The sequence below is a fragment of the Paeniglutamicibacter gangotriensis Lz1y genome, assembly GCF_000348945.1.
GTDB classification, from domain to species: Bacteria; Actinomycetota; Actinomycetes; order Actinomycetales; family Micrococcaceae; genus Paeniglutamicibacter; species Paeniglutamicibacter gangotriensis.
Window position 1 is genome coordinate 24,401 of the sequence record NZ_AOCK01000007.1, and the last position, 23,799, is coordinate 48,199.

Sequence of the window (23,799 nt, forward strand, 5' to 3'; positions counted from 1 at the left end):
CAGCTAGAACAGCGCGATCTTCGGGACCTGGGGGAAGATCTCGTCGAGCTCCGCCAGATCCTCGGCTCCTGGGCACCAAGCAACCGCCGCGGCATTTTGCCTCACTTGTTCGGGGCGGGTGGCCCCGGCGATGACGCTGGCCACCGCCGGCTGCGCGGCCAGCCAAGAGAAGGCGATCTGGAGTTCGGTGAAGCCGCGTCCACGGGCGAAGTCGGAAAATTGGCGCAACTGTCCGAAGTCCACGGTGTCCATGAGGTGTTGGCGTGCGTGGGTCAGCCGGGACCCGTCCGGGGCCGCCCCGGCGGAGTACTTGCCGGTCAGTAGTCCGTTGGCCAGCGGGAAGTAGGGAAGCAGCCCTAGGCAGTAGGCTTCCGCGGCCGGCACCACCTCGAGTTCGGCACGCCGGTCCAGCAGGTTGTAGTGGTTCTGCGAGGAGATGAACGGTGCGGTGCCGGTGGCGCGGGCGGTGAACTCGGCCTCGGCGATCTGCCATCCGGCGCGGTTCGAGTGGCCCAGGTAGCGCACTTTCCCGGCGGTCACCAGGTCATCGAGTGCCGTCAGGGTCTCGGCGATGGGGGTGAGCGGGTCGGGGGTGTGGAATTGGTAGAGGTCGATGTAGTCGGTGCCCAGGCGTCGCAGCGAAGCTTCCACGGCACGGATGATGTAGCGCCGCGAACCGCGTGCTGCGAAGTCGTTGCCGTTGGCGCCCCCCATGTCCATCCCGAACTTGGTGCCGATGACTACCTCGTCCCGGCGCTTTCCCAGTGCCTTGCCGAGCATGGTTTCGGACAGTCCCGGTTCCTTACCGTAGGTATCGGCCACGTCGAAGAATGTGATTCCCGACTCAAGGGCGGCATTGATGACAGCATCAGTTCCGGCTTGCTCCGCGGTCGCGGTGCCGGTCCTGCCCAGGTTATTGCAGCCCAGCCCCACCACCGAAACCACCAGCCCAGAATTGCCCAAACGGCGATACTCCACAGTGCTCATAAGGATTCATCCCTTCAAATAATTATGCATCCAGTGCTACCCGCGAAGGTCCCGCTTACACGGATCTGCAACCACGTGCCTGGAAAATCCAAGTATGACCTGCCTTTCGGGGGCGTCGCATGTCGCCCGGCAGTCTTGTCATTATTCCTCGGAAACCCCCAAACACGCTATAGGATGGGGACCATGTCTAAAGTCCTCACCTCCCTGCCCGTTGGCGAACGCGTAGGTATCGCGTTCTCCGGTGGCCTTGATACTTCCGTAGCCGTTGCCTGGATGCGTGAAAAGGGTGCCATCCCTTACACGTACACCGGCGACCTTGGCCAGTACGATGAACCGAATATTGATGCAGTCCCGGGCCGTGCCCTGGAGTACGGAGCCGAAGCCGCTCGCCTGGTCGATTGCAAGCCTGCCCTGGTCGAAGAGGGGCTCGTGGCCCTGGCCTGCGGCGCCTTCCACATCCGCTCCGGCGGCAAGGCCTACTTCAACACCACCCCGCTGGGCCGCGCCGTCACCGGCACCCTGCTGGTGCGTGCCATGCGCGAAGACGGCGTGGACGTGTGGGGCGATGGCTCAACCTACAAGGGCAACGACATTGAGCGGTTCTACCGCTATGGACTGCTCTCGAACCCGAAGCTGCGCATCTACAAGCCGTGGCTCGACCCAGCATTCGTGCAGGAGCTCGGCGGTCGCTCGGAAATGAGCGAATGGCTCATTGAGCGCAACTTCCCCTACCGTGACTCGGCCGAAAAGGCTTACTCCACCGACGCCAACATCTGGGGCGCCACCCACGAGGCCAAGACCCTCGAACTGCTGAACACCTCCTTGGAGTCGGTCCAGCCGATCATGGGCGTGCGCTACTGGGACGAATCGGTCGCCATCAAGACCGAAGACGTGTCGGTGACCTTCGAGGCCGGCCGCCCCGTCGCGATCAACGGCGTGAAATTCGCCGATGCCGTGGCATTGGTCGACGAGGCCAACAAGATCGGCGGCCGCCACGGTCTGGGCATGAGTGACCAGATCGAAAACCGCATCATCGAAGCGAAGTCCCGTGGCATCTACGAGGCCCCGGCCATGGCACTGCTGCACATCACCTACGAGCGCCTGCTCAACGCCATCCACAACGAAGACACCGTGGCCAACTACCACACCGAGGGTCGTCGCCTAGGCCGTCTGATGTACGAAGGTCGCTGGCTGGACCCGCAGGCCTTGATGATGCGCGAGTCCTTGCAGCGCTGGGTCGGCTCCGCCGTCACCGGCACCGTCACCGTGCGCCTGCGCCGCGGCGATGACTACACGGTGCTGAACACCGAGGGTCCGAACCTCAGCTACCACCCGGACAAGCTCTCCATGGAGCGCGTGGGCGACTCGGCCTTCGGCCCGCTGGACCGCATTGGCCAGCTGACCATGCGTAACCTAGACATCGCCGATTCCCGCTCGCGCCTGGAGCAGTACGCGGCCCAGGGCCTGTTGGGCAACAAGACCGTCGAACTCGTCGGAGAGCTTGAGGCAGGCGGAGCTTCGGCAATCGTCGACGCCGAGGCAGTCGACGCCGATGACCTGGCTACCGATCGCGCCTTGGAGCGCGCAGCCTTCGATTCGGGCACTGACTAAAAATGCAACACCGGTGACCTCATGAGGTTGCCAAAGCGGGCGGGGCTTTTCACCGAGAAATCGGTCAAAGGCCTCGCCCGTTTTTTGTGTCCGGCGTCAACCACGATTTTCGAGTGCGTCAAGGTCGCGCACGGCAAAGCGGAGGTGCTCCCACTCCTCCAACAGGATCACGTGCAGGCAGGACCGCGTGTTCTCGCTGCTCTCCGGGTTCCAGGGGTTCTGCTTCGCCTCGCCCAACTCATCGTGGTCGAGTTCGGCCAGGAATTCCCGCACCATGGCCAAGCGCCCGGCCCTGGCCTTGAGCACCTCGGCGTATTCGGGAACACCTGGCGCGAAGGCGGAGGCGTCATAGCCGGCCTCCGCGTAGCCGTCAAAGGGCAGGCCCAGCGGGTGGAACGGAGCTTCGATGCCCAAGATGGTCCGGCGAAGCCAGATGTCGGTGGCCATCACCAGGTGGCGCAGCGTCTGCGCGAACGACCATTCCCCGTCCACCGACGCCCCGATGGTCCCGGCCGTCATTGCCGCCACGCGTTCCAGCGTGGATTCCCAAGCATGCTCGACGGCCGCCCATGCGGCGCGCAAACCCTCGGGGTCCGCCGCCCGCATCAGAGCCATCCCCGGGAAGCGACGCAACAATTGGTCCCGCACGAACGGCACGACGTCGACGCCATTGACCCTCAGCACTCCCCCGTCCCGAAGCAGCCATGGGTCATCGATGTCGATTCCCCGCGCGTCGACCCCACGCATCACCGCGTCGGTGAGGATGCAGTCGCTGTACCTGGACCCGCTCAGGTCCACATCCTTGAACCGCGCTCCGTGCAAGTCATCATGTCAATCGAAGACTGCCATGGGGGTTCCTATTTCTCCCGTAGGTGCGCTCCCCCGTACTGGCCGGCTGGCAAGATGGGGCGCGGTGGCCGCGGACCCACGCTATCACCCAGGCGGTGGCAGCTGAAGGCCTCGACCAGCACCTAGTTGCTAGACTTTCTGAACACACCACGTTGCCCACGTTCGGAGACACTTTGCCGCAGAAGATTGCACGGAATCAGCTCTGGTCCTGGGCTCACGTTGAGCGCGCGGCCCTGGCCCGGGACCTTGCCGACCTCGACGAAAAGCAATGGGCATCCCGCTCACTGTGCGGACGGTGGAACGTGGAAGAGGTCGTGGCGCACCTGACTGCGGCGGCAAGCATCGGTCCGGCACGTTGGGTCACCAGTGCCGTGGCCGCCAAGTTTAATTTCGATCTGCACAACGACCGGCGTTTGGCCGAGCACCTCGGAGCTAGACCCACCGAAACGCTCGCGCGCTTCCACGCGATACGCACCAGTACCACCTCGACGTTTGGGCCGATCGAGGCCTGGGTGGGCGAAGTACTCATCCACGGCCAAGACATCCGCCATCCGCTGGGCATCAAACACCAGGCCAATATCGACGCTACAACAGCGGTCGCCCGATTCCTGGTCAAGGGCGACTTCACGGTTCCGAGCAAGACGACCAGTGCCGGGTTGCGGCTCCAAGCCACCGACGGCCCGTTCACCTCCGGCGACACCGGCCCGTTGGTCACCGGCATCACTATGGCGCTGGTGATGGCCGTGGCCGGGCGTGGAGCCTATTGCCAGCAGCTCACCGGAGACGGCGTCGATACCCTGTTTGCCCGGTGTACCAGGGCCTGACGTGATGCCCCGGGGGTGGGGTCGCAGCCCGACAGCCTTGATTGGGGTACAGGCCCTTGGCAGTCATTTCGTCTCTCACGAGTCGGGGAAGAACTTCCTCTGGATGATCCGGGAGCTAAGGAACACGAGGTTGGCAGCGGACCCGGAGTAGGGCTTGGTCATCTCCGATGCAACCCTCGAATAGGGGTTCAGCACACCGCCGGAGGAATCTGGAGGCACACAACACAGCACAACGCCCGGCCACAATTCCTCGTGGCCGGGCGTAGTCGTTGCATGCTTATTCCAGGGTGAACGGCGTCTTGGCCGGCAACGGGTAGGCCTGCCGCAGCTTGTTCACGTCCTCGAACGGTGCGGTGGCGATGGAGAGCTTGGTGAAGTCGAGCTTGGCCCCGCGCAGGCAGGTCTTGATCGCCGCGACTGCCTTCTTGGGTTCCGGGGACAGGATGCGGATGTTCAGCTTGCGGGGGGCGAAATCCGAGGACTCCACGGTGCCCAGGCCACGCCAGGCCAGGTGCCCGGTCAGGGCTTCCTTGGCAGTGGATTCCAGGTAGCGGTCACGGTCGGTGCCCTCGGCGGTCTTCAGCGCGTACTGCACGATGACCCAGCCCTGGTCGGCGTCCGTGATGGCAGCGAAGCCATCTTCGATGCAGGCTTCACCAAAGGCTGCCAGCAGCCCCTCTGCGGTGGCCTCGTTGACGTCCTTGGCGGTCTCGGTCTTCGACAGGTTCCCGACGGTTCCGTGGTTGACCACGAACTGGCCCACTTCCTCGCCCTCGTAGCTGGTGAACCAGGCCTCGCGGAAGAGTAGGGTTCCAGCGTCGTCGCGGCGGTAGGTGCGGATGATTGACATGTGGTGGTGCTCCTTAGCGGGATGATGTCCGTGAAAATTCCGTGCGGCCGCGTATCAGCCAGCCATGGGCGGTGCCGTCGAAGGGCGCCAGATGCGAGCCGACGGCGTCAAGCAAGGTGCGGGCCTCGGCGTCGATGGCCTCCACCAGACGGCGTGGATAGCGCATCAGCGCGGAGTGTTCAGCGAATTCGTCCTCGTCATCCAGGTAGAGGCCGCGGGAACGCGAGTCGACGACGTCGAGGTCCATATCCACCGAGTTCACTTCCCAGCCGCCGCGGGCCAGGGTCCGCCAGCCGATCTGAGTGGAGAGGTCCAGGTAGGTGCGGAAGTCCTCGTCCGCGTCGTCGTAGAAGGTCCCAAGCCACGATCCGGTGTGTGGGATGAGGCAGACGGCATCGGACTCGGCCCAATGGCCGTGGCCGGGGCGCGAGACCAGGGATCCGGTCGGCTGATAGACCCACTGGCCGTGATCGTCTTCACCTAGGTAGCGTCCGGGAACCACCCAGTGCGGGGTCCCGTCGTATTTCCAGGCTCGAGCGACCACCAGGTCCCCGGGGATGGCTCCGGTGAGGTCCCGCGGAAGGCTTGCTGGCACCGGTGCTGCCGCGTTCACAGCTGAGGAATCTGTCCGGTCGGCATTTCGGCCCCGGGCAACGGCCGCGCGAAGGGGACCTTGGTGCCCAGCACCTGCGCCAGGGTGTCGTTGGCGATCCGGTCTGCGGTCAGACCGACCCGCTCCAGGACCTGGTCGCGGCTGCCATGGGCCAGGAATTCGGTGGGCAGGCCGACCTCGTTCAGGGCAGTGTCGACGCCCGCTGCGCGCATTTCCTGGCGGATGCGAGAGCCCACGCCACCGGCGCGGACCCCGTCCTCGACGCAGACCACGATGCGGTGGCGTGCGGCCAGGCCGATGATGGAGCGCGGCACCGGCAACACCCAGCGTGGATCGACCACGGTGACGGTGATGCCTTGGGCGTTCAGCCGCCCGGCAACATCCAGGCAGAGTTCGCTCATCGCGCCGACAGAGACGATCAGCACGTCGCGTTCCTCCCCGGCACCGAGCTTGGCCAGAACGTCGACCCCGTCGTGCAGGCGAGCGGTAGCCACAATTTCCGCCCCGACGTTGCCCTTGGAAAAGCGCACCACCGAGGGTGCATCGGAAATAGCCACGGCCTCGCGCAGTTCCTCGCGCAACCGCACCGCGTCGCGCGGGGCTGCCAGGTGAAGGTTGGGCACGATCTGCATCAGCGCCATGTCCCACATCCCGTGGTGGCTGGGCCCGTCCGGCCCGGTGACACCGGCGCGGTCCAGCACCACGGTGACCCCTGCCTTGTGCAGGGCCACGTCCATGAGCAGCTGGTCAAACGCGCGGTTCAGGAAGGTCGCATAGACGCAGACCACCGGGTGCAGGCCGCCGAAGGCCAGACCGGCGGCGGAGGTCATGGCGTGCTGTTCGGCGATGCCCACGTCCAAGACCCGCTCGGGGTGTCGCTCGGACATGGTCTTCAGGCCCACCGGTTGCAGCATCGCACCGGTGATGGCAACGATGTCATCGCGCTCGTCGGCGATGTCGGCGATTTCCTCACCAAAGACGGAAGTCCAGGACCGTGCCGAGGCCTTGGAAATCGGCTCACCGGTCTGCGGGTCAATCACGCCCACGGCGTGGAACTGGTCCGCTTCGTTGGCGCGGGCCGGCGCGTAGCCGCGACCCTTTTCTGTCAGCACGTGCACGATCACCGGGCCGGCGAACTTCCTTGCCTGGAGCAGGGCCTCGTCCACGGAGGCCTGGTTGTGCCCGTCGATCGGGCCGATGTATTTCATGCCCAGGTCTTCAAAGAGGCCCTGGGGTGCCCACCAGTCCTTGATGCCCTTCTTGGTGGCGTGCAAGGACTTATAGGCGAACTGGCCCACGGCGCCCGAGTCCTTCAGCCGCGTCTTGAGCTTGTCCATGGTGTCTTCGTAGGCAGGGTGCGTACGGAACTGGTCCAGACGCTGGCGCAGCCCTGCCAGCTGGTCCGCGATCCCGCCAATGGTCGGGGCGTAGGAGCGACCGTTGTCATTGACCACGATCACCACGCGACGATCCTTGTCCGCGGCAATGTTGTTCACCGCTTCCCAGGCCATGCCGCCAGTCAGCGCACCGTCACCGACCATCGCGACCACGTAGCGTTCGGCTTCCCCGGTGAGTTTGCGGGCCCGGGAAATTCCGTCGGCCCATGAAAGCGAGGAAGAAGCGTGGGAGGACTCGACGATGTCGTGCACCGATTCGGCGCGCTCTGGGTACCCGGAGAGGCCTCCGGCCTGGCGCAAGGTGGAGAAGTCTTGGCGTCCGGTGAGCAGCTTGTGCACGTAGGACTGGTGCCCGGTATCAAAGATGATGGAGTCCGTGGGTGAATCGAAGACCCGGTGGATTCCCAGGGTCAGTTCGACCACGCCGAGGTTCGGGCCCAGGTGCCCGCCGGTGCGGGCCACGTTCTTGATCAGGAAATCGCGGATTTCCTGGGCAAGCTGCTGCATTTGGGCCGCGTCCAAGCCACGAAGGTCCCGCGGTTCCTTAATGGTCTGAAGCAATGGCACGGATGCAGTCCTTTCAAGATGACAAATACCCACTCAATCCTACCGCTCAGGATTTGGACCCGGACACCATCGCGGTGTACGCCACATCCCTGTGCATTCGTCGGTGGACAGGTATTGGGCAACGTTCATTGCCCGCGCATAGGATCACTTCATGGGAACCCTTCCCGTTTCCCCCTTCCACCGACAATTCTAAGGACGCACCGCACCATGACTTCGTCGAACAGTTCCGGGCCCACGGTCCTCTTCGTCTGCAACACCAACGGTGGCAAATCCCAGCTTGCCGCCGCGTTGCTTCGCCGAGCCGCGGGCGATTCCGTGCAGGTCCAGTCCGCCGGGCTCATCCCTGCGCACCACGTCAACGAGTTGGTCGCCTCAGTGGCGGAGGAAGTCGGCGCGGATATGCGCTCCGAGGTTCCCAGCGCGCTGAGCGATGAGGCGCTGCGGGCTGCCGATAAGGTGATCATTGTGGGCGAGGCCCAGGTCCCAGAACTCGAGGGGGTCCCCATGGAACGTTGGGTACCGGCTGAGGCCCCGGCCTCACTGGCCACCGATCACGAGCGCATGGAGTTCCTACGCGAGGATCTTGCCGCCCGAGTCTCGGAACTGGCCAAGGAGCTGGGCTCCGCCGCCGAGTAGGACTACAAGCCAACGGTCCGCCCCATATCCGGAGTCTGGATACCCCTACTTCCCCATCAACGAGGAAGGCCCGATCGACCGTGCCGAAAAACGAGGAGCACGCGATTGGCTAGTAAGCAAGCCTGAAATGCGGATCGAGTCCTCGGCTGACCCGTCGAGCGCAACCTTGGATTGCGCACGGGAAGCATCCGTACAGCTGCGGCCGCGGAAAGATTCCTTGGGTCAGCCGGCCGTGTGATCGGGGAAGGCAAATAGTGCCACGATGAGGATCGGGCCCAGCAACGCAAAAGCGGCGCCGTTTAGCGCCGCTTTTGTTGGAGTGACGCTTACGGGATGGACAACTCGCGCAGCCTAGCTGCCGCGTCCCGGTATTCGATGACCTGGTCCTTAGTAAATCCCGCTTCGGGGCTTCGCGACAAGAGCTTCGTTTCCTCCAGGAGATCCGCCAGGTGATCCTTTGCGGTTCGTACCGATGATGCCATAAGTGCGGCGGCTTCAGTCTGCACTTCGAGGTAAGAGAAGTCGGCGACGGATCCGTTGAGAATCCAGCTGGCGATATGCGGCTTGTCCAGTGGATGGGCGACAGCGATTCATTCCCGGACAAACTCCAGGTAGGGCTACGTGTCCTCGGCGATCCGGTGGTAGTCGAATGCCTCCACGAGCAGCTCTGGTTTCTGTTCGATCGCCAGACCTGCAGCCGTCTTCGGATCCTTGGCCTCGATGGCCTCGATGATCGGCGTGACTGCTACTGACATTACGTCACCCATCCGTCTGAGATCTCGCCGGTTTTCTTGGATACCACGGCGATGATCGGCTTTCCCTTGTGCACCCAGCGGTATTCATAAGCCTGCGTACCGCGGTTGTACCTCTAACCGTTTGCCACTGCATTCGTCAGGAGGTCTGCGGCCTTGCCCCTGTTACCTTGAGCCCCAAACTTATGCCAGTTGTGCCTCTTCTGCATAATGTGGTTCCACTTGTTCGCGTTCAGGCTCAGCGTCTTCTGCCTCAGGGCCTTCTTTAGTCCTGTTTCCCGAATACCTTGATGACGTGCTTGATCCCGTACCTGACAACCATCCCCAGTATGAACCCGATAATCGGCACCAGCGCCGGCGTGGCTACGTCCAGACGGACGCTCGAAGTCGATGACGGGCCCGTTGAACGCTCGTCGGTGGTGGATGCGGCATTCTTGGCAACAGGAAGCGTGGACGTCACCGTAGTGACTGTTTCCGAGGCCAGGGCTGGCTTCGCGTCGACAGTGGCAGGCAACAACGTCAAGGCCAGCGCAACCGTGTCAACCTCGGCCATAGTGGAAAGTAGATGTTTGATCACGGGGACCTCCGGCAGGTGAGAGATGAGAGCGACATGACCACAGTCATACACGAAACCTGACTTTTATCCGCCAGTGTTTCAAATGGTGCTTCACGAAACGTGATCGAGAGTTTGTGGGGCTGAGTTGGTGCTTTCGATTCCGACGTCACCCACGACGCCATATTGGTGCCCGAACGGATCACAGCTGGCCGACGATGAGCGGGCTCGAGGCCCCCGCCACTCCTAGACCCTGCCTTAGATCACCACACGGGCGCACTCCCAGGGCTCAGTCCCCGAGGCGGACCCGGCGCAACGGGACGATCATTCCCGCTCGCTGCGGCAAGGCACCTAAAGCTTCGGCCGAAGACACTCCGCCGACCAAAAGAGACTGCATGGTTTCGCTTGACGCCGATTTGGGTTAGTCTCCATTAACCGTGATTTTCAGCACACCGCAAGCGTGCTGGCAGACCCCCGTGTAATTGCCCGATTTGAGACCAACACGCAACTGACATCCGCATTCGCCCACATGGGCGACACCGAACAAAGAATTCCTCGGCCGGATTCCACCCAGCCCGATCCCCTCCCTACCGTGGTCTCCCCTCGAGGCCCCTAGCACGATTGGATGCACCCATGAGCGCTGCGACTACTCAGATAATGCAGGGCCTCACGAGCCCTGCCCACACGAGTTTCCCTCATCGGGGCGCGAAGATCCTCCCGCGCGCAATGGGGGAACGAGCATGAAATCCTATGCGAAAGGTGAGACTCAGGTACCACTGCTGACCGAAACGATCGGCCACGCTTTCGAATCGACAGTGCGTCAGCATGGCCCCTCCGATGCCCTGGTCGAGGTTTCCACCGGGCGTCGGTGGACCTGGACGGAACTTGACCGAGACGTCGACGACTTGGCCAGGGGCCTACTTGCAGCAGGGATGAGCGCGGGCGATCGCGTCGGAATCTGGGCGCCCAACTGCGCCGCATGGACGCTGGTCCAGTTCGCCACGGCGAAGATCGGTGTCATCCTGGTCAATATCAACCCCGCCTACCGCACCCATGAGTACGCCTACGCCGCCAACCACAGCGGACTGCGGATGCTCATCGCCATTTCACGCTTCAAAACCAGCGACAACAGATCAATGATCGAACAGGCCGCAGACGAGACCCCGGGGCTGGAACAGGTGGTCTACCTCGACACCGACGATTGGGCCGAACTCATCGGATCGGGCAAACACCTTGAACCTGATGCGGTGGCTCGTCGATTGGAGACCCTCTCACCGGATGATCCGATCAATATCCAGTACACCTCCGGGACCACCGGCTTCCCGAAGGGGGCGACCCTCAGCCACCGCAACATCCTGAACAACGGCCACTTCACCACGGAACTGATCGGGCTGAAGGCCTCCGACCGGTTGTGCATCCCCGTCCCGTTCTACCACTGCTTCGGCATGGTCATGGCTAATATCGGTTGCACCACGCACGGGGCCACCATGGTCATCCCCTCCCCCGGCTTCGACGCCGAAACTACCTTGCGCACAATCGCCGAGGAACGCTGCACCGCCGTCTACGGGGTGCCAACCATGTTCATCTCCATGCAGAACCACCCCAGCTTCGGCACTCATGACCTCTCGAGCCTGCGCACCGGGATCATGGCCGGCTCGGTCTGTCCGGTGGAGGTCATGCAACGCTGCATCGACGAGATGAACATGTCCGAGGTGTCCATCGCCTACGGGATGACCGAGACCAGCCCGGTCTCATGCCAAACCCGGGTCGATGACGATCTGGGGCGCCGCACCTCCACCATCGGCCGCGTCCACCCGCATCTGGAGATCAAGATCGTTGATCCTGCCACGGGCGAGACCCTGGATCGCGGCCAGCCCGGCGAATTGTGCACCCGCGGGTACTCGGTGATGCTCGGCTACTGGAACGATGAGCAGAAAACCCACGAGGCGATAGATGCCGAGGGGTGGATGCACACCGGGGACCTCGCCGAGATGCGCGAGGACGGCTACTGCAACGTCGTAGGCAGAATCAAGGACATGGTCATCCGCGGCGGTGAGAACATCTATCCCCGGGAGGTCGAGGAGTTCTTGTACCGCCACCCGGACATCGAAGACGTCCAAATCATCGGGGTGCCCGATCAGAAGTACGGCGAGGCGCTGTGTGCCTGCATCAAGATGAAGGCGGGCACCGCGCCGCTGACTCTGCCGACGCTGCGAGATTTCATCGACGGCAGGCTCGCCCACTATAAGATTCCGTCGTATCTGGTCCTTGTCGATGACTTTCCGATGACGGTGACCGGCAAGATCCGCAAGATCCAGCTCCGCGAGGAAGCAACGGCCCTGCTCGGGCTCTAAAACGCTTCGCCTTGCCCGGGGCCATGGGTCTTGAAGGCAACCAGCACGGGCGAGGTGCGCCCCGTGCTGGTTGCTGCAGTTGACCGCAGCTACACCCCGCTGGCTCAGTGGTGCGCCGGCGGGACCGGTTGTCCGAGCAACTATCCCGCTCCAGCAGTTCGTTGACCTCCGGGCCAGGCTATGCGATTCCCGTATGCGGTCCCGAAACCGCAAGTTGACCCGTGAAGCGATTCTCCAGAACACCATGTATTCGTCAGGTCCTACCGGCAGCAGATACGTGGTGGTTAAATGCCGCAAGGGCGGGCCTCACCGGATTGCTCCGGGAAGATCCGCCCTTGCGGTGCGTTGAGTCGCGCTAGCTGATTAGCTGGCGGAGATCTGACGCAGGACGTACTGCAGGATGCCACCGTTGCGGTAGTAATCTGCTTCGCCCGGGGTATCGATGCGCAAATCGGCATCGAAGGAGACGGTCTTGCCGTCTTCAGCCACGGCGGTGACCTTCAGGGTCTTGGGGGTGGTGCCGTTGTTCAGTTCGGTCACTCCCTCGACGGAGAAGGTCTCGGTGCCACTCAGGCCCAGGGTCTCGGCGTTTTCGCCGGCCGGGAACTGCAGCGGCAACACGCCCATGCCAATCAGGTTCGAGCGGTGGATGCGCTCGAAGGACTCGGTGATGACGGCCTTGACGCCCAGCAATGCTGTGCCCTTGGCTGCCCAGTCACGCGAGGATCCCGAACCGTATTCCTTGCCACCCAGGACAACCAGCGGGGTGTCGGCTGTCTTGTAGTTTTCCGCTGCATCGTAGACAAAGGCCTGCGGTGCACCTTCCTGGCTGAAGTCGCGGGTGAAACCACCCTCGACGCCGTCCAGCAGCTGATTCTTGATGCGGATGTTCGCGAACGTGCCGCGAATCATGACCTCGTGGTTACCACGGCGTGAGCCGTAGGAGTTGAAGTCCTTGCGATCCACACCGTGCGAGAGCAGGTACTGCCCCGCCGGGGAATCGGACTTGAACGAACCGGCCGGGGAGATGTGGTCGGTGGTGACCGAATCGCCCAGCTTCAGCAGCACACGAGCGCCGGTGATGTCCGTGACCGGCTCCGGGGTTGCCTGCATGCCCTCGAAGTATGGGGGCTTGCGGACGTAGGTCGAATCCTCGGCCCACTCGAAGGTGTTTCCTGCCGGGGTGTCGAGCGCCTTCCAGCGATCGTCGCCGTCGAAGACGCCTTCGTAGCCGCGAGCGAACATGTCGGCGTCGATGGAAGAATCCATCGTTGCCTGGACCTCGGTCGGGGTCGGCCAGATGTCCTTGAGGAACACCTCGTTGCCTGCCTCGTCGGTACCCAGCGAATCGTTCTCGAAGTCGAAGTCCATGGTGCCGGCCAGGGCGTAAGCGATGACCAATGGCGGTGAGGCCAGGTAGTTCATCTTCACGTCCGGGTTGATGCGGCCTTCGAAGTTACGGTTACCCGAGAGCACCGCGGTAGCCGCGAGGTCGTTGGCCTGGATGGCCTCGGAGATCTCGGCTTCCAGCGGACCGGAGTTGCCGATGCACGTTGCGCAGCCGTAGCCCACGATGAAGAAGCCAAGCTTCTCCAGGTACGGCATGAGGCCGGACTTCTCGTAGTACTCGGTGACAACCTTCGAGCCGGGGGCGACCGAAGTCTTGACCCACGGCTTGGACACCAGGCCCTTTTCCACTGCCTTGCGTGCCAGCAGAGCTGCGGCAAGCATGACCGAGGGGTTGGAGGTGTTGGTGCAGGAGGTGATCGAAGCGATCGAGACCAGACCGTGGTCGATGGCGAAGCTGGTGCCATCGGCCGTGGTGACCTCGACGCTGGTCGACGGGCGACCGATGTTCAGCTCGTCGGCTGCACCTGCGGCGTAGTTGTGGATGTCCTTGCGGAACTGCTCCTTCGCGCTGGAGAGCTCGATGCGGTCCTGGGGACGCTTCGGGCCGGCGATGGAGGGAACCACAGTGGACAGATCCAGCTCGAGGAATTCCGAGAAACGGATTTCACGGCTCGGATCGTGCCACAGGCCCTGCTCCTTGGCGTAGGCCTCAACGAGGTCCACGTTCTCCTCGGAGCGGCCGGTCAGGCGCAGGTAATCCAGGGTGACGTCATCGATCGGGAACATGGCCGCAGTGGAGCCGAACTCCGGGGACATGTTGCCGATGGTCGCGCGGTTTGCCAGCGGAACTTCGGCAACACCTTCGCCGTAGAATTCCACGAACTTGCCCACCACACCGTGCTTACGCAGAATCTCGGTGATGGTCAGCACGACGTCGGTCGCGGTGGCGCCGGCGGCGATCGAGCCCTTGAGCTTGAAGCCTACGACGCGCGGGATCAGCATGGAGACCGGCTGGCCGAGCATTGCTGCCTCGGCCTCAATGCCGCCCACACCCCAGCCCAACACACCCATGCCGTTGACCATGGTGGTGTGGGAGTCGGTGCCGACGCAGGTGTCCGGGTAGGCACGCAGCACGCCGTTGACCTCGCGGGTCATCACGGTGCGGGCCAGGAACTCGATGTTCACCTGGTGCACGATGCCGGTGCCTGGCGGGACGACCTTGAAGTCGTCGAATGCCGTCTGGCCCCAGCGCAGGAACTGGTAACGCTCCCCGTTGCGCTGATATTCGATTTCCATGTTGCGCTCGAGCGCACCGGCGTTGCCGAATGCGTCGATCTGCACGGAGTGGTCAATGACCATTTCGGCAGGCGCCAACGGGTTCACACGGGTGGGGTCTCCCCCCAGGTCCTTCACGGCTTCGCGCATGGTAGCGAGGTCCACGATGCACGGAACACCGGTGAAGTCCTGCATCAAGACGCGTGCCGGGGTGAACTGGATCTCGGTGTCGGGTTCCGATGACGGATCCCACTGGCCTACGGCCTTGACGTGATCCTTGGTAATGTTCGCACCATCTTCGGTGCGAAGCAGGTTCTCCAAGAGAACCTTCAGGCTGTACGGAAGGCTTTGCGCGCCTTCGACGGCGTTCAGCCGGTAAATTTCATATTCGTTGCCCTTGACGTCCAATACGCCCTTGGCACCAAAACTGTCCACATTGCTCACGGGGACTCCTCTCGCCGGATTTTTCATCTTCGTTGCACGCCACAAGGAAATCCAGTTAGGCGGTCCTAACTGAGTTCGACTTGTGTTTTATTGCGGCAGAGCTATAGACAGTCTATCCCCCGCCGCACATCGAACGCCGCCAGCCCGACATTCAGGGCTCGAACGTTGTCATATCCGCGCATTAATTGCGGATGAACAACCCCACGGTTTCCATGTGGTGGGTGTGCGGATACAGGTCAATGACATCGATTTCGCTCAGCCGGAACCCGGCAGCCAACAGATCGGCGGTGTCACGGGCAAAGGATGCCGGATCGCACGAAACATAGGAGATCTTTTTGGCGCCCGAACGAACCATCGCCGAGACCGCGATCTTGCCGGCACCGGTGCGTGGCGGATCAAGCACAATCGAATCCAATTTGGTCTTGCGCGTGTTCAATTCCCTGGACAGAGTTTTTTCGACACGACCCTGGGAAATGACTGCCTGCGGCAACTCGCGCAGGTTCTTCAAGGCGTCCTTGCTGGTGCCCGGGGCACCCTCAATGGACAGCAACATTCCGTCGTCGCCCACGGCCTTGGCCAGCGGGGCACTGAAGAGACCCGCCCCGGCGTACAGGTCGGCGATGCGCGAACCGTAGCTCGGCTCCAGCTGGGCCATGACCCGCTCAATGAGCGCCGCCGGAGCCAAACGGTGGATCTGCCAGAAACCCTCACCGGTAATCCGGTAATCGTGCCCGGCCACGGTTTCGGTCAACCAGGTGCGCCCACGCAGGCGCTGCAAGGCGCCGCGGCCATCGGCCACCGATCCAGCAACCTGGGTCAACGCTGCGGCGTTGGTTCCCTCCGGTAGACGCTTGGCTGCGCGGCCCGCGGCCCCGGCAATGCTTCCGTCCTCGATGAAGAGCACCAACACCGGTTCCTCGGCACCCGAACCCACGGCAACCTCGACGCGGCTGATCCCTGCCAACGGCAGTTCCCAGAGCCTAAGATCGTTGATTTTCGGGTGCGCCAGCGGCATTTCTTTGACCGGAATCTGCTCATCTGAGCGGAACGCGTTCATCGCCAGGCGACCCTTGGAATCCACCGCATACGCCATCCGGGTGCGCCAGCCCAAGGCGTCCGCAGCTTCGCCCTCGGGGGCCCGCACACCGGTAAATCCGTGCTCGGTGGCATCGATGCCACCCAGACGCTGCATCTGCTCGAGGAAGATCTGACCCTTGATCTCGCGCTGAGCGGCTAGGGCGATGTGCCCGAATTCGGCCCCACCCACCGGCAGTACACCGCGGGAGGCCGAGGCCAGGGCATCGGCCAGCGGCCAGAAGTGCGGCACCCGGTGTTCGGATGGTTCAAGGACCTCAACCACGTCGCCGCGCCAGAAGCGGGCCTTTTCTGCGTCATCACGCACCGCGATGGAGACCAGCTCGCCGGGGATTCCGTGACGCACGAAGATCACCCGGCCGTCGTGGCGGGCGACAACATGTCCGCCGTGGGCTGGTGCTTCGAGGCGCACCGTGATGATGTTTTCTTGCATGCTCATGGAGTTTCTTTCGGGTTGGAGATCGGGAGTGTGTTCGGGGAGCCCAGAGCCAATGAGTCCTCGGAGGAGGCCAAACGCCACGGCACCGAGGCCACGACCACCCCCGGCTCGTAATGCAGGCGGTTTTTGATCCGCATGGCCGTCTGGTTGTGCACCAGCTGCTCCCACCAGCGCCCCACCACGTATTCGGGAATGTAGACAACAATCAAATCGCGCGGGGAATCGCGCTTGATGGAGCGGATGTGTTCGATCAGCGGGGCGGGGATCTCCCGGTACGGGGAGGCCAGCACGGTGATCGGCACCGGGATGCCCAGTGCCTCCCATTCGCGCAGTGTCGCCTCGGTGCGCTCGGAGTCCGAGTCCACCACGATCGCGTCGAGCTTCGAGGGGCGCGAGGCCCGGGCGAAGGCCACTGCCCGCAGCACCGGCTTGCGCAGGGTGGAGACCAGCACCAGCGCATGGACCCGGGCCGGCAGCGCGGTGGCAGATTCCTCGCCACCGATCGACAGCTCCGCGTCAACCTGCTTGTAGTGCCGGTGCAGCGAGTCCATCATGATGAAGAGCACCGCAATGCCCAGCACCGCCAGCCAGGCGCCGTGGACCAGCCGGGTGCCCAGCACGATCACGAGCACCGCGGCCGTCAGCACCAGGCCCACCAGGTTCAGCAGCCTGGAACGGTGGATACGTGCCCGCACGCGTTTGTCTGGAGTCTGGGCCAGTTCGCGGCCCCAGTGTCTGATCATGCCCAGCTGGCTGAGTGTGAAGGAGACGAAGACGCCCACCACGTAGAGCTGGATCAGCGTCGGCACGTGCGCTTCGAAGACCCAGATCAACACGATCGCGGCAATCGCCAGGGCCAGGATGCCGTTGGAGAAGCCCAGCCGGTCCCCGCGGGTGCGCAACTGCCGGGGCAGGTAGCCGTCGGTGGCCAGGTGCGAGGCGAGGTTCGGGAAGGAATTGAAGGAGGTGTGCGAGGCCATCAGCAGTACCGCCACGGTCAAGGCCAGCACCAGGTACAGGCCCAGCGAGCCGGCCCCGAAGATCGCATGGGCCAGTTGGCCCAAGACCGGGTTCTGGATGTAGTCCGCCGGGATCGGCCCGCCGTTCAGCTGCAGCCCGGTGGCGGGGTCCTCGACCACGTGCACCTTCACGGCCCGGGCCAGGTACATGGTGCCCAGCGTCAGGGCGCCGGCGATCAACCCCAAGAGCAGCAGCACGCTGGCCGCGTTGCGGGCCTTGGGTGCCGCCAGGGTGTGGACGTTGGAAATCGGAACCTCGACGCCGGTCAGCGCCGCCGAACCGGTGGAGAAGGCACGCAGCACCAGCAATACCCCCGCGAGCCCGGTGAGCCCGTGCGGGTACTGGGGATCGGGGACCACGTCGAAGCCTGCAGACGGGGCACTGCCCAGGTTTCCCGTCGCGGCCAGGATTCCGCCGGCTGCCAGCATCACCAGCACCACCCCGACAAAGAGATACACCGGTGCCGCGGTGCCCAACCGGGACCGGCCGCGGCCACGCAGGTTCAGCACCGTCAGGACCACCACTCCCCCGGTCGCGATCCAGGTCTGAGATCCGGCCAGCGCGGGCAACGCCGCCACCACATAGTGTGAGGCCGAAGAAATCGACACCGCCACGGTCAAGACAAAGTCCACCAGCAGCGCGGCGGCCACCGTGGTCCCGGCCCGGGGCCCGAGGTTCACCGAGGCAATCTCATAGTCGCCACCGCCCGAGGGGTAGGCCTTCACCGACTGCCGGTAGGAGGCGATGATCACCAGCATCACGACCATCACGGCCAGCCCGATCAGCGGTGAGAACGCCATCGCACTGAGCCCGGCCAGCGCCAGGGTCAAGATCACTTCATCCGGGGCATAAGCGATCGAGGAGAACGCCGACGCAGAGAAAATGGGCAGCGCCAAGCGCTTGCGAAGCGGCGCCCGTTTGAGTTTCTCGGTCCTAAACGGGCGCCCCACCAGGATCCGCTTCAGGGCGGCAAGGAATGAAAGCACGCTCCAAAGCTAGCCCCTTTGCCCTGCCCTGTCATACACCACACCGCTGGACGCAACGTGAAGAATCACGCATCGGGGCCCTGAAGCGTGAAACACTGGTCTTCGGAGAGTGTCCGGGAAACGTTTCGGGTACCTCACGCGGAACCAAAGGATTGAACATGGCGCACTTCGTCATCATGGGTTGCGGCAGGGTCGGGGTGACCCTGGCCCACACGCTCGACGATGCCGGGCATTCGGTGGCGATCATCGATCAAGACGATCGCGCGTTCCGCCGACTGCGGCGTAATTTCTCGGGTTTGAAGGTCACCGGCGTCGGCTTCGACCGCGAGACCCTGGAACGTGCAGACATCGGCAAGGCCTACGCCTTCGCCGCGGTCTCCAGCGGGGATAACTCCAACATTTTGGCCACCCGGGTGGCCCGCGAGACCTACCATGTCCCGCACGTGGTCGCCCGGATCTACGACCCCGGACGCGCGGAAATCTACCAGCGCCTGGGCATCCCCACGGTCGCGGCGGTGCGCTGGAGCTCGGATCAGGTATTGCGCCGGATCCTGCCCGAGCATTCACTGAACGGAGACTTCCGCGAGGCCTCCGGCCGGCTGATCCTCGGCGAAGTCAACGTGCACGAGGGATGGTCCGGCTATGCGCTCGAAGACCTCGAGGCGGCAGCCCCCATCCGCATCGCCTACCTCTCACGCTTCGGCGAGGGTGTGCTACCGGTACCGGGCATGCGCCTGCAGCAAGGCGACATCGTGCACGCGATGATGCCCGTCAACGCGGGCAAGGACATCGAAAAGATCCTCTCTGCCGCACCCAAACCAACCACGGAGCAGAACACATAATGAAGGTCATGATTGCCGGGGCCGGATCCGTGGGCTCATCGATTGCCAAGGAACTGATCACCAACGGCCACGAGGTGCTGCTGATCGACGAGAAGCCAGAGGTCGTCGCCCGGGCCGGGGTGCAGGGCGCCCGCTGGCTCTTCGGGGACGCCTGCGAAATCTCCGTCCTCAAGGAAGCCAAGCTCGACGAGGTCGACGTGGTCGTCTCGGCCACCGGAGATGACAAGGTGAACCTGGTCGTCTCGCTGCTGGCCAAGAGCGAGTTCGGGGTCGGGCGCACCGTGGGGCGGGTGAACAATCCGAAAAATGACTGGATGTTCGATGACGCCTGGGGCGTTGATGTCGCGGTGAGCACCCCGCGACTGATGACGGCCCTGGTCGAGGAGGCGGTGGAGATCGGCGACTTGGTGCGCCTGATGACCCTGCAGTCCGGGGTGGTCTCCATGGTGGAGTTCACCGTTCCGCATGATTCGACGATGATCGGACGCACCCTGGGCTCGGTGCCGTGGCCCCCAGATGCCACGGTGGTCGCGATCCTGCGCGACGACGTGCCGTTGACCCCCAGCCCCGACGATGTCATCGAGGGCGGGGACGAACTCTTCTTCGTCACCACTATCTTGGCCGAGGACGCATTGCGCACGGTGCTGCGCAACCGCACCGACTAGGCTTCACCCCATAGCTGTACCCAGCGTAAAAGGCCCCCGCCGCGGCGGGGGCCTTTTTCTTATGCTGTGTCGGGCGTCTTTGCTGAAGGCTGCGGACGCGAGATCATCCACGCCACCCAGAGGCCCGCCGCGTACAGCGGGACCCCCATGGCCAGGCGTGCGGCGCCCAGTGCCGGGACGTTGTCGGCGAAGTACAGCGGGACCTGCACCGCGAGCCTGGCGGCGAAGACCGCCACCACGATCCAGGTGGCCCAGGCATAGGCGTTGGTGCGGGTCTTGCTCTCACGCCAGTTGGTGTTTTCTGAACGGATGAACCCGAAGATCACGCCCATCAGCGGCCACCTGACCAGCACCGAGATCGCCAGCACGGCACCATAGGCCAGATTCGTGTAGAAGCCCGGCACGTAGTAGTCCTTCGCTTCCCCGGTGACCCGGGAGAAGATCGCACAGATGGCCACGCCCACCAACCCGGTCAGTGCCTGGGTCAGAGTTCCGCGGCGCACCAACCGTGCCACGGTGAAGATGATGGCCACCGCCACGGAGGCGATCAGTGCCGGGTTCAGTTGCTGCCAGATCGTGAAGACGACCAGGAACACGAGCCCCGGAAGCAAAGACTCGATCAGCCCGCGCACCCCGCCAATGGTCTTGAGCACGTCGATCTGCCCGTCGCCGCGGCGCTCGATCCCGGAGTTGGCACCGATCCGGTGGGCCACGTCCTCGGCGTTGGGGCCGGAGTCCTCCGGCCGGGGGGTTTCTTCGTTGTGCTCGCTCATGGCGATGTTTTGTCCTTGGGTCGCGTCGGGGCGGTGGATTACTTGGCGGGCAGGATCTCATAGCGCGGGTTAAAGATCGTGGGGACCGAATCGATCGGTGCCACCATGCCCACGTAGTGCAGCCGGGCCCCTGCCACGAGCCCGGGGACCCTGCGCTGGCCGACGAAGATAAGGCGCAGGTGCGGCACCGCGCTGCGGCGCCCACCCGGAGGCGCCGGATGGTCCACAACCGTGACGCTGAAGGCCGGGGCCTGCTGCGGGGGCAGGATCGTCATGGATTCGACATACCCGTGGTGGTCGATGCGCCCGCGCTGCGGAAGCTCGCTGAGCGAGGTCAACAGTTGAGTCCCGGGTTGCGGTCCCTGCGTCAGACTTGTGGCCGCTGCCGCTTCCTTCGTACCCCGCTTGGCCTTGGGAGTCTTGTCCTTGGGCACCGTGGTTAGCCGATCTGGGTGATTTCCGGGCCGCGTTCGGGGCGCTCGGTGCCGGTGGTTTCCTCGTCGGCCACGTTATCCGAGTCGGCACGGGCCAAGGCACCGGCCGGGACGGTCAGCGGCAACAGTTCGGTCGGTGGCATCGGGGTGTCCCCGCGCACCACCACCACCTGCGCCAGTGCGTCTTCCATGGTCTTGGACTCGGCCGGGTCGGTCAGTGCCGCACCGCCAATGACTGCGCGCAGGAACCAGCGCGGGCCGTCGATGCCCAGGAAGCGCAGGACCACGTGGCCGGCTCGGCCATCGGGTGCTTGCTGCGGCACGCGGGCCAGCAGTTCGTTGCCAAAGCGGCCCGGGATGGTTTCGGTTTCCCCACCCTGGTCGGCGATACCGGTGGCGATCTGCGAGGAGATCCCCGGCCACAAGTCATCGGTCTTGGGTGCCGCGAAGACCTGCAGCTGCATGCGTGAGCCACCAATCTCCAGGGCCACGGCGATGACGCGCTGGGTGGATTCCTCGACCTCGAGGCGCAGCTGGAGCCCGGGAACCGGCTTGATCAACAGGGCGCCGAGGTCCAGGTAGCTGTCGTGGTCCCCGAAGTCATCCCCGTCGAAGGGGCCCTCGTTGCGGTCCACCGCGGAAGCAGGTTTCTCGGAGGCGCCGGCCGGTGCCGGTATTGCGGCTTCGGCGTCCGTGGCCGGAGGCGTGGCAGCAGCGGCCGCGGCCTGGGTGGAGGTGGCCTCCGCGTTGAGTCCGGAGATCGTCTGCTCGGGCTGCGCGGGAGCGTCGGCCTTCTTCTTACGCTTGAAAATCATGGAAAATGCTTTCTTGCTATGTCGACCGTGGTGATGCTGCGGTCGGAGCTAGTGGCTGGTGGACGCGGTTTCGAATCCACCGGTGGACCCAAAACCGCCTGCGCCGCGGGCTGTGTCATCAAGTTCCTGGACCTGGAGGAAACGGGCCCGCTCAACCTTCTGGATAACCAGCTGGGCGATGCGGTCCCCGCGCTTCAACACGATCGGGGTGCTTGCATCCGTGTTCAACAACGTGACTTTCAACTCACCACGGTACCCGGCATCGACGGTTCCGGGGGCATTGACCACGGTCAGACCGTGCTTGGTGGCCAGTCCGGAGCGGGGGTGGATCAACCCGACAAATCCCAGCGGCAGGCCCAGCGCAACACCGGTGGGAACCAAAGCCCGTTGCCCCGGCGCCAGGGTGACGTCCTCGCGGGCGCACAGATCGGCTCCGGCATCACCCTCATGTGCATAGCTTGGAACAGGGAGCTCTGGATCAAGCATTTTCAGGGCGATATCGACACTCGATTCGGACATATGTTTTCCACTCCAGGGGTTCAAGAAAGGGTGCGTGCCGTCGTGCGGCAGCTCGGGTTCCGGGGTTAACTCTAGTGCCTTGGCTCCGGCGGCGATGGCAGGGCGCTCAACGCCCACCGCTTATGCTTGGTGGTATGGCCGAGAACCCTTCCCCCACGCATCCTGCCCCCGCCCACTTCCGCGAAAAGTTGTGGCCCGCCTGGTGGATCTGGCTGGTCACCCTGGGTCTGGCCGGCACCGCCGCCGTGGCCTTCATGCCCATCGGCATCAAATGGGGCGTCATTGGCGGCCTCGTCGCGCTGGCGCTGATTGCCTTCGCCTTGATCAACAACACCCCGCTCATCGAAGTCGACGAAGACAACGTGCGCGTGGGCAGAGCCACCATCGAACGCAAGTTCATCGGCGAAGTCACCGGTTACCGTGCCGCCGCCGCTTACCACCAGCGCGGCCCGGGCCTGAACGGCATTGCCTTCATGTGCATCCGCGGTTGGATCGACCCGGTGGTGCGCATCGAAATCACCGACGAGCGCGATACCACCCCGTACTGGATCACCTCCACCCGTCGTCCCGAGGAACTCACCGCGGCGCTGGGCGGGGTCATGGTGCAGTTCCGCGAAGCAGCCCTGGAGCAGGAGCAGGCCACCGGTGCACACTCCCCAGACTCCGCGGCCGAGGCCGACTCGGTCTAAAGAGCCAACCGACGCAGCACAAACACAGCGCCCGCCTCCACCACGTGCTTCCCTAGTTCCAGGGATTCAACGGGTCGGGGGCGGGCGCTTTGTTATCGGCGCTGGTACTTAGCCTTCGCAATCGGCGCAGTAGAGCTGACCGTCACGTTCAAGTGCGATCTGTGAACGGTGCCGCACCAGGAAACACGAGGCGCAGGTGAATTCGTTGGCCTGCGCCGGAAGGACCATCACCGATAGTTCTTCACCCGAGAGGTCCGCACCGGGCAACTCGTAGCTGTCAGCCAGCGCTGATTCGTCTTCGTCGATCAGGTTCGAGGCATTGGTGTTGGTATTGCGTTGGGCCTTGAGCTCCGGCAGTGCCTCGGCCTTCTCATCGTCCCCTGCATGCTGTCGAGGTGCATCGTAATCGGTTGCCATAATTGCTGCTTCACACTCCGCTTGGTTCAAGCTGTCGTTCGTC

Annotated in this window: 22 protein-coding genes; 7 read left to right on the top strand and 15 right to left on the bottom strand. The window is 63.8% G+C overall.

Annotated elements, in window-relative coordinates; genetic code table 11:
• Positions 1 to 3: 3 nt before the first annotated feature.
• A complete protein-coding gene (locus tag ADIAG_RS12145) occupies positions 4 to 987 on the bottom strand; it encodes an aldo/keto reductase (protein WP_007271673.1) in 984 nt (327 codons plus the stop codon).
• A 183-nt stretch (positions 988 to 1,170) separates the two neighbouring features.
• Between ADIAG_RS12145 and argG the strand changes: the two genes are divergently transcribed.
• On the top strand, positions 1,171 to 2,598 hold the full coding sequence (gene argG, locus ADIAG_RS12150) for an argininosuccinate synthase (RefSeq protein WP_007271674.1): 1,428 nt from the start codon (positions 1,171 to 1,173) through the stop codon (positions 2,596 to 2,598).
• 96 nt (positions 2,599 to 2,694) lie between these two features.
• Here argG and ADIAG_RS12155 read toward each other — a convergent pair whose 3' ends face one another.
• Positions 2,695 to 3,420, bottom strand: a complete 726-nt coding sequence (locus ADIAG_RS12155) for a DinB family protein (RefSeq protein WP_268744248.1) — start codon at positions 3,418 to 3,420, stop codon at positions 2,695 to 2,697.
• A gap of 200 nt (positions 3,421 to 3,620) precedes the next feature.
• On the opposite strand from ADIAG_RS12155, the gene ADIAG_RS12160 reads away from it, so the two are divergent.
• The gene (locus ADIAG_RS12160; RefSeq protein WP_007271676.1) at positions 3,621 to 4,271 is read left to right on the top strand and encodes a maleylpyruvate isomerase family mycothiol-dependent enzyme; all 651 of its coding nucleotides are present in this window, start codon (positions 3,621 to 3,623) and stop codon (positions 4,269 to 4,271) included.
• A gap of 277 nt (positions 4,272 to 4,548) precedes the next feature.
• Here ADIAG_RS12160 and ADIAG_RS12165 read toward each other — a convergent pair whose 3' ends face one another.
• From ADIAG_RS12165 to dxs, 3 genes are read right to left on the bottom strand one after another with little or no spacing between them, the layout of a single operon-like run.
• On the bottom strand, positions 4,549 to 5,121 hold the full coding sequence (locus ADIAG_RS12165; protein WP_007271677.1) for a hypothetical protein: 573 nt from the start codon (positions 5,119 to 5,121) through the stop codon (positions 4,549 to 4,551).
• Between the two features lie 13 nt (positions 5,122 to 5,134).
• On the bottom strand, positions 5,135 to 5,734 hold the full coding sequence (locus tag ADIAG_RS12170; RefSeq protein WP_007271678.1) for a DUF402 domain-containing protein: 600 nt from the start codon (positions 5,732 to 5,734) through the stop codon (positions 5,135 to 5,137).
• The gene (dxs, locus tag ADIAG_RS12175) at positions 5,731 to 7,698 is read right to left on the bottom strand and encodes a 1-deoxy-D-xylulose-5-phosphate synthase (RefSeq protein WP_007271679.1); all 1,968 of its coding nucleotides are present in this window, start codon (positions 7,696 to 7,698) and stop codon (positions 5,731 to 5,733) included. The genes ADIAG_RS12170 and dxs overlap by 4 nt, the downstream gene beginning before the upstream one ends.
• A gap of 207 nt (positions 7,699 to 7,905) precedes the next feature.
• On the opposite strand from dxs, the gene ADIAG_RS12180 reads away from it, so the two are divergent.
• The gene (locus ADIAG_RS12180; protein ID WP_007271680.1) at positions 7,906 to 8,334 is read left to right on the top strand and encodes an arsenate-mycothiol transferase ArsC; all 429 of its coding nucleotides are present in this window, start codon (positions 7,906 to 7,908) and stop codon (positions 8,332 to 8,334) included.
• Positions 8,335 to 8,951: 617 nt separating this feature from the next.
• On the opposite strand, the gene ADIAG_RS21630 is transcribed toward ADIAG_RS12180, so the two are convergent.
• Both ADIAG_RS21630 and ADIAG_RS12185 read right to left on the bottom strand, forming a co-directional pair.
• The gene (locus ADIAG_RS21630; RefSeq protein ID WP_161623959.1) at positions 8,952 to 9,089 is read right to left on the bottom strand and encodes a hypothetical protein; all 138 of its coding nucleotides are present in this window, start codon (positions 9,087 to 9,089) and stop codon (positions 8,952 to 8,954) included.
• A 262-nt stretch (positions 9,090 to 9,351) separates the two neighbouring features.
• Complete coding sequence (locus ADIAG_RS12185; RefSeq protein WP_007271682.1) at positions 9,352 to 9,663, bottom strand: hypothetical protein; 312 nt, start codon at positions 9,661 to 9,663, stop codon at positions 9,352 to 9,354.
• A 716-nt stretch (positions 9,664 to 10,379) separates the two neighbouring features.
• On the opposite strand from ADIAG_RS12185, the gene ADIAG_RS12190 reads away from it, so the two are divergent.
• A complete protein-coding gene (locus ADIAG_RS12190; protein ID WP_007271683.1) occupies positions 10,380 to 11,993 on the top strand; it encodes an AMP-binding protein in 1,614 nt (537 codons plus the stop codon).
• Positions 11,994 to 12,356: 363 nt separating this feature from the next.
• Here ADIAG_RS12190 and acnA read toward each other — a convergent pair whose 3' ends face one another.
• The 3 genes from acnA to ADIAG_RS12205 form a co-directional block, all read right to left on the bottom strand.
• The gene (acnA, locus tag ADIAG_RS12195) at positions 12,357 to 15,062 is read right to left on the bottom strand and encodes an aconitate hydratase AcnA (protein WP_007271684.1); all 2,706 of its coding nucleotides are present in this window, start codon (positions 15,060 to 15,062) and stop codon (positions 12,357 to 12,359) included.
• A gap of 181 nt (positions 15,063 to 15,243) precedes the next feature.
• Complete coding sequence (locus ADIAG_RS12200) at positions 15,244 to 16,596, bottom strand: class I SAM-dependent RNA methyltransferase (RefSeq protein ID WP_007271685.1); 1,353 nt, start codon at positions 16,594 to 16,596, stop codon at positions 15,244 to 15,246.
• Entirely contained in the window at positions 16,593 to 18,602 is a 2,010-nt protein-coding gene (locus tag ADIAG_RS12205) for an APC family permease (RefSeq protein ID WP_007271686.1), read from the bottom strand. The genes ADIAG_RS12200 and ADIAG_RS12205 overlap by 4 nt, the downstream gene beginning before the upstream one ends.
• A gap of 158 nt (positions 18,603 to 18,760) precedes the next feature.
• Between ADIAG_RS12205 and ADIAG_RS12210 the strand changes: the two genes are divergently transcribed.
• Both ADIAG_RS12210 and ADIAG_RS12215 read left to right on the top strand, forming a co-directional pair.
• Entirely contained in the window at positions 18,761 to 19,444 is a 684-nt protein-coding gene (locus ADIAG_RS12210) for a potassium channel family protein (protein WP_007271687.1), read from the top strand.
• Positions 19,444 to 20,109, top strand: coding sequence for a potassium channel family protein (locus ADIAG_RS12215; protein ID WP_007271688.1), 666 nt, complete (start codon positions 19,444 to 19,446; stop codon positions 20,107 to 20,109). The genes ADIAG_RS12210 and ADIAG_RS12215 overlap by 1 nt, the downstream gene beginning before the upstream one ends.
• A 59-nt stretch (positions 20,110 to 20,168) precedes the next feature.
• Here the strand turns inward: ADIAG_RS12215 and ADIAG_RS12220 are convergent, their stop codons facing one another.
• Genes ADIAG_RS12220 through dut form a run of 4 tightly spaced genes read right to left on the bottom strand, consistent with a single transcriptional unit; the run spans position 20,169 to position 22,650 of the window.
• A complete protein-coding gene (locus tag ADIAG_RS12220; RefSeq protein ID WP_007271689.1) occupies positions 20,169 to 20,882 on the bottom strand; it encodes a DUF3159 domain-containing protein in 714 nt (237 codons plus the stop codon).
• 38 nt (positions 20,883 to 20,920) lie between these two features.
• The gene (locus tag ADIAG_RS12225) at positions 20,921 to 21,316 is read right to left on the bottom strand and encodes a hypothetical protein (RefSeq protein WP_007271690.1); all 396 of its coding nucleotides are present in this window, start codon (positions 21,314 to 21,316) and stop codon (positions 20,921 to 20,923) included.
• Between the two features lie 5 nt (positions 21,317 to 21,321).
• Positions 21,322 to 22,131, bottom strand: coding sequence for a DUF3710 domain-containing protein (locus tag ADIAG_RS12230; protein WP_007271691.1), 810 nt, complete (start codon positions 22,129 to 22,131; stop codon positions 21,322 to 21,324).
• Between the two features lie 48 nt (positions 22,132 to 22,179).
• Entirely contained in the window at positions 22,180 to 22,650 is a 471-nt protein-coding gene (gene dut, locus ADIAG_RS12235; protein ID WP_007271692.1) for a dUTP diphosphatase, read from the bottom strand.
• A gap of 134 nt (positions 22,651 to 22,784) precedes the next feature.
• Between dut and ADIAG_RS12240 the strand changes: the two genes are divergently transcribed.
• Positions 22,785 to 23,339, top strand: coding sequence for a DUF3093 domain-containing protein (locus ADIAG_RS12240; RefSeq protein WP_007271693.1), 555 nt, complete (start codon positions 22,785 to 22,787; stop codon positions 23,337 to 23,339).
• A gap of 108 nt (positions 23,340 to 23,447) precedes the next feature.
• Here the strand turns inward: ADIAG_RS12240 and ADIAG_RS12245 are convergent, their stop codons facing one another.
• On the bottom strand, positions 23,448 to 23,756 hold the full coding sequence (locus tag ADIAG_RS12245) for a DUF4193 domain-containing protein (protein WP_043474817.1): 309 nt from the start codon (positions 23,754 to 23,756) through the stop codon (positions 23,448 to 23,450).
• Between the last annotated feature and the right edge of the window lie 43 nt (positions 23,757 to 23,799).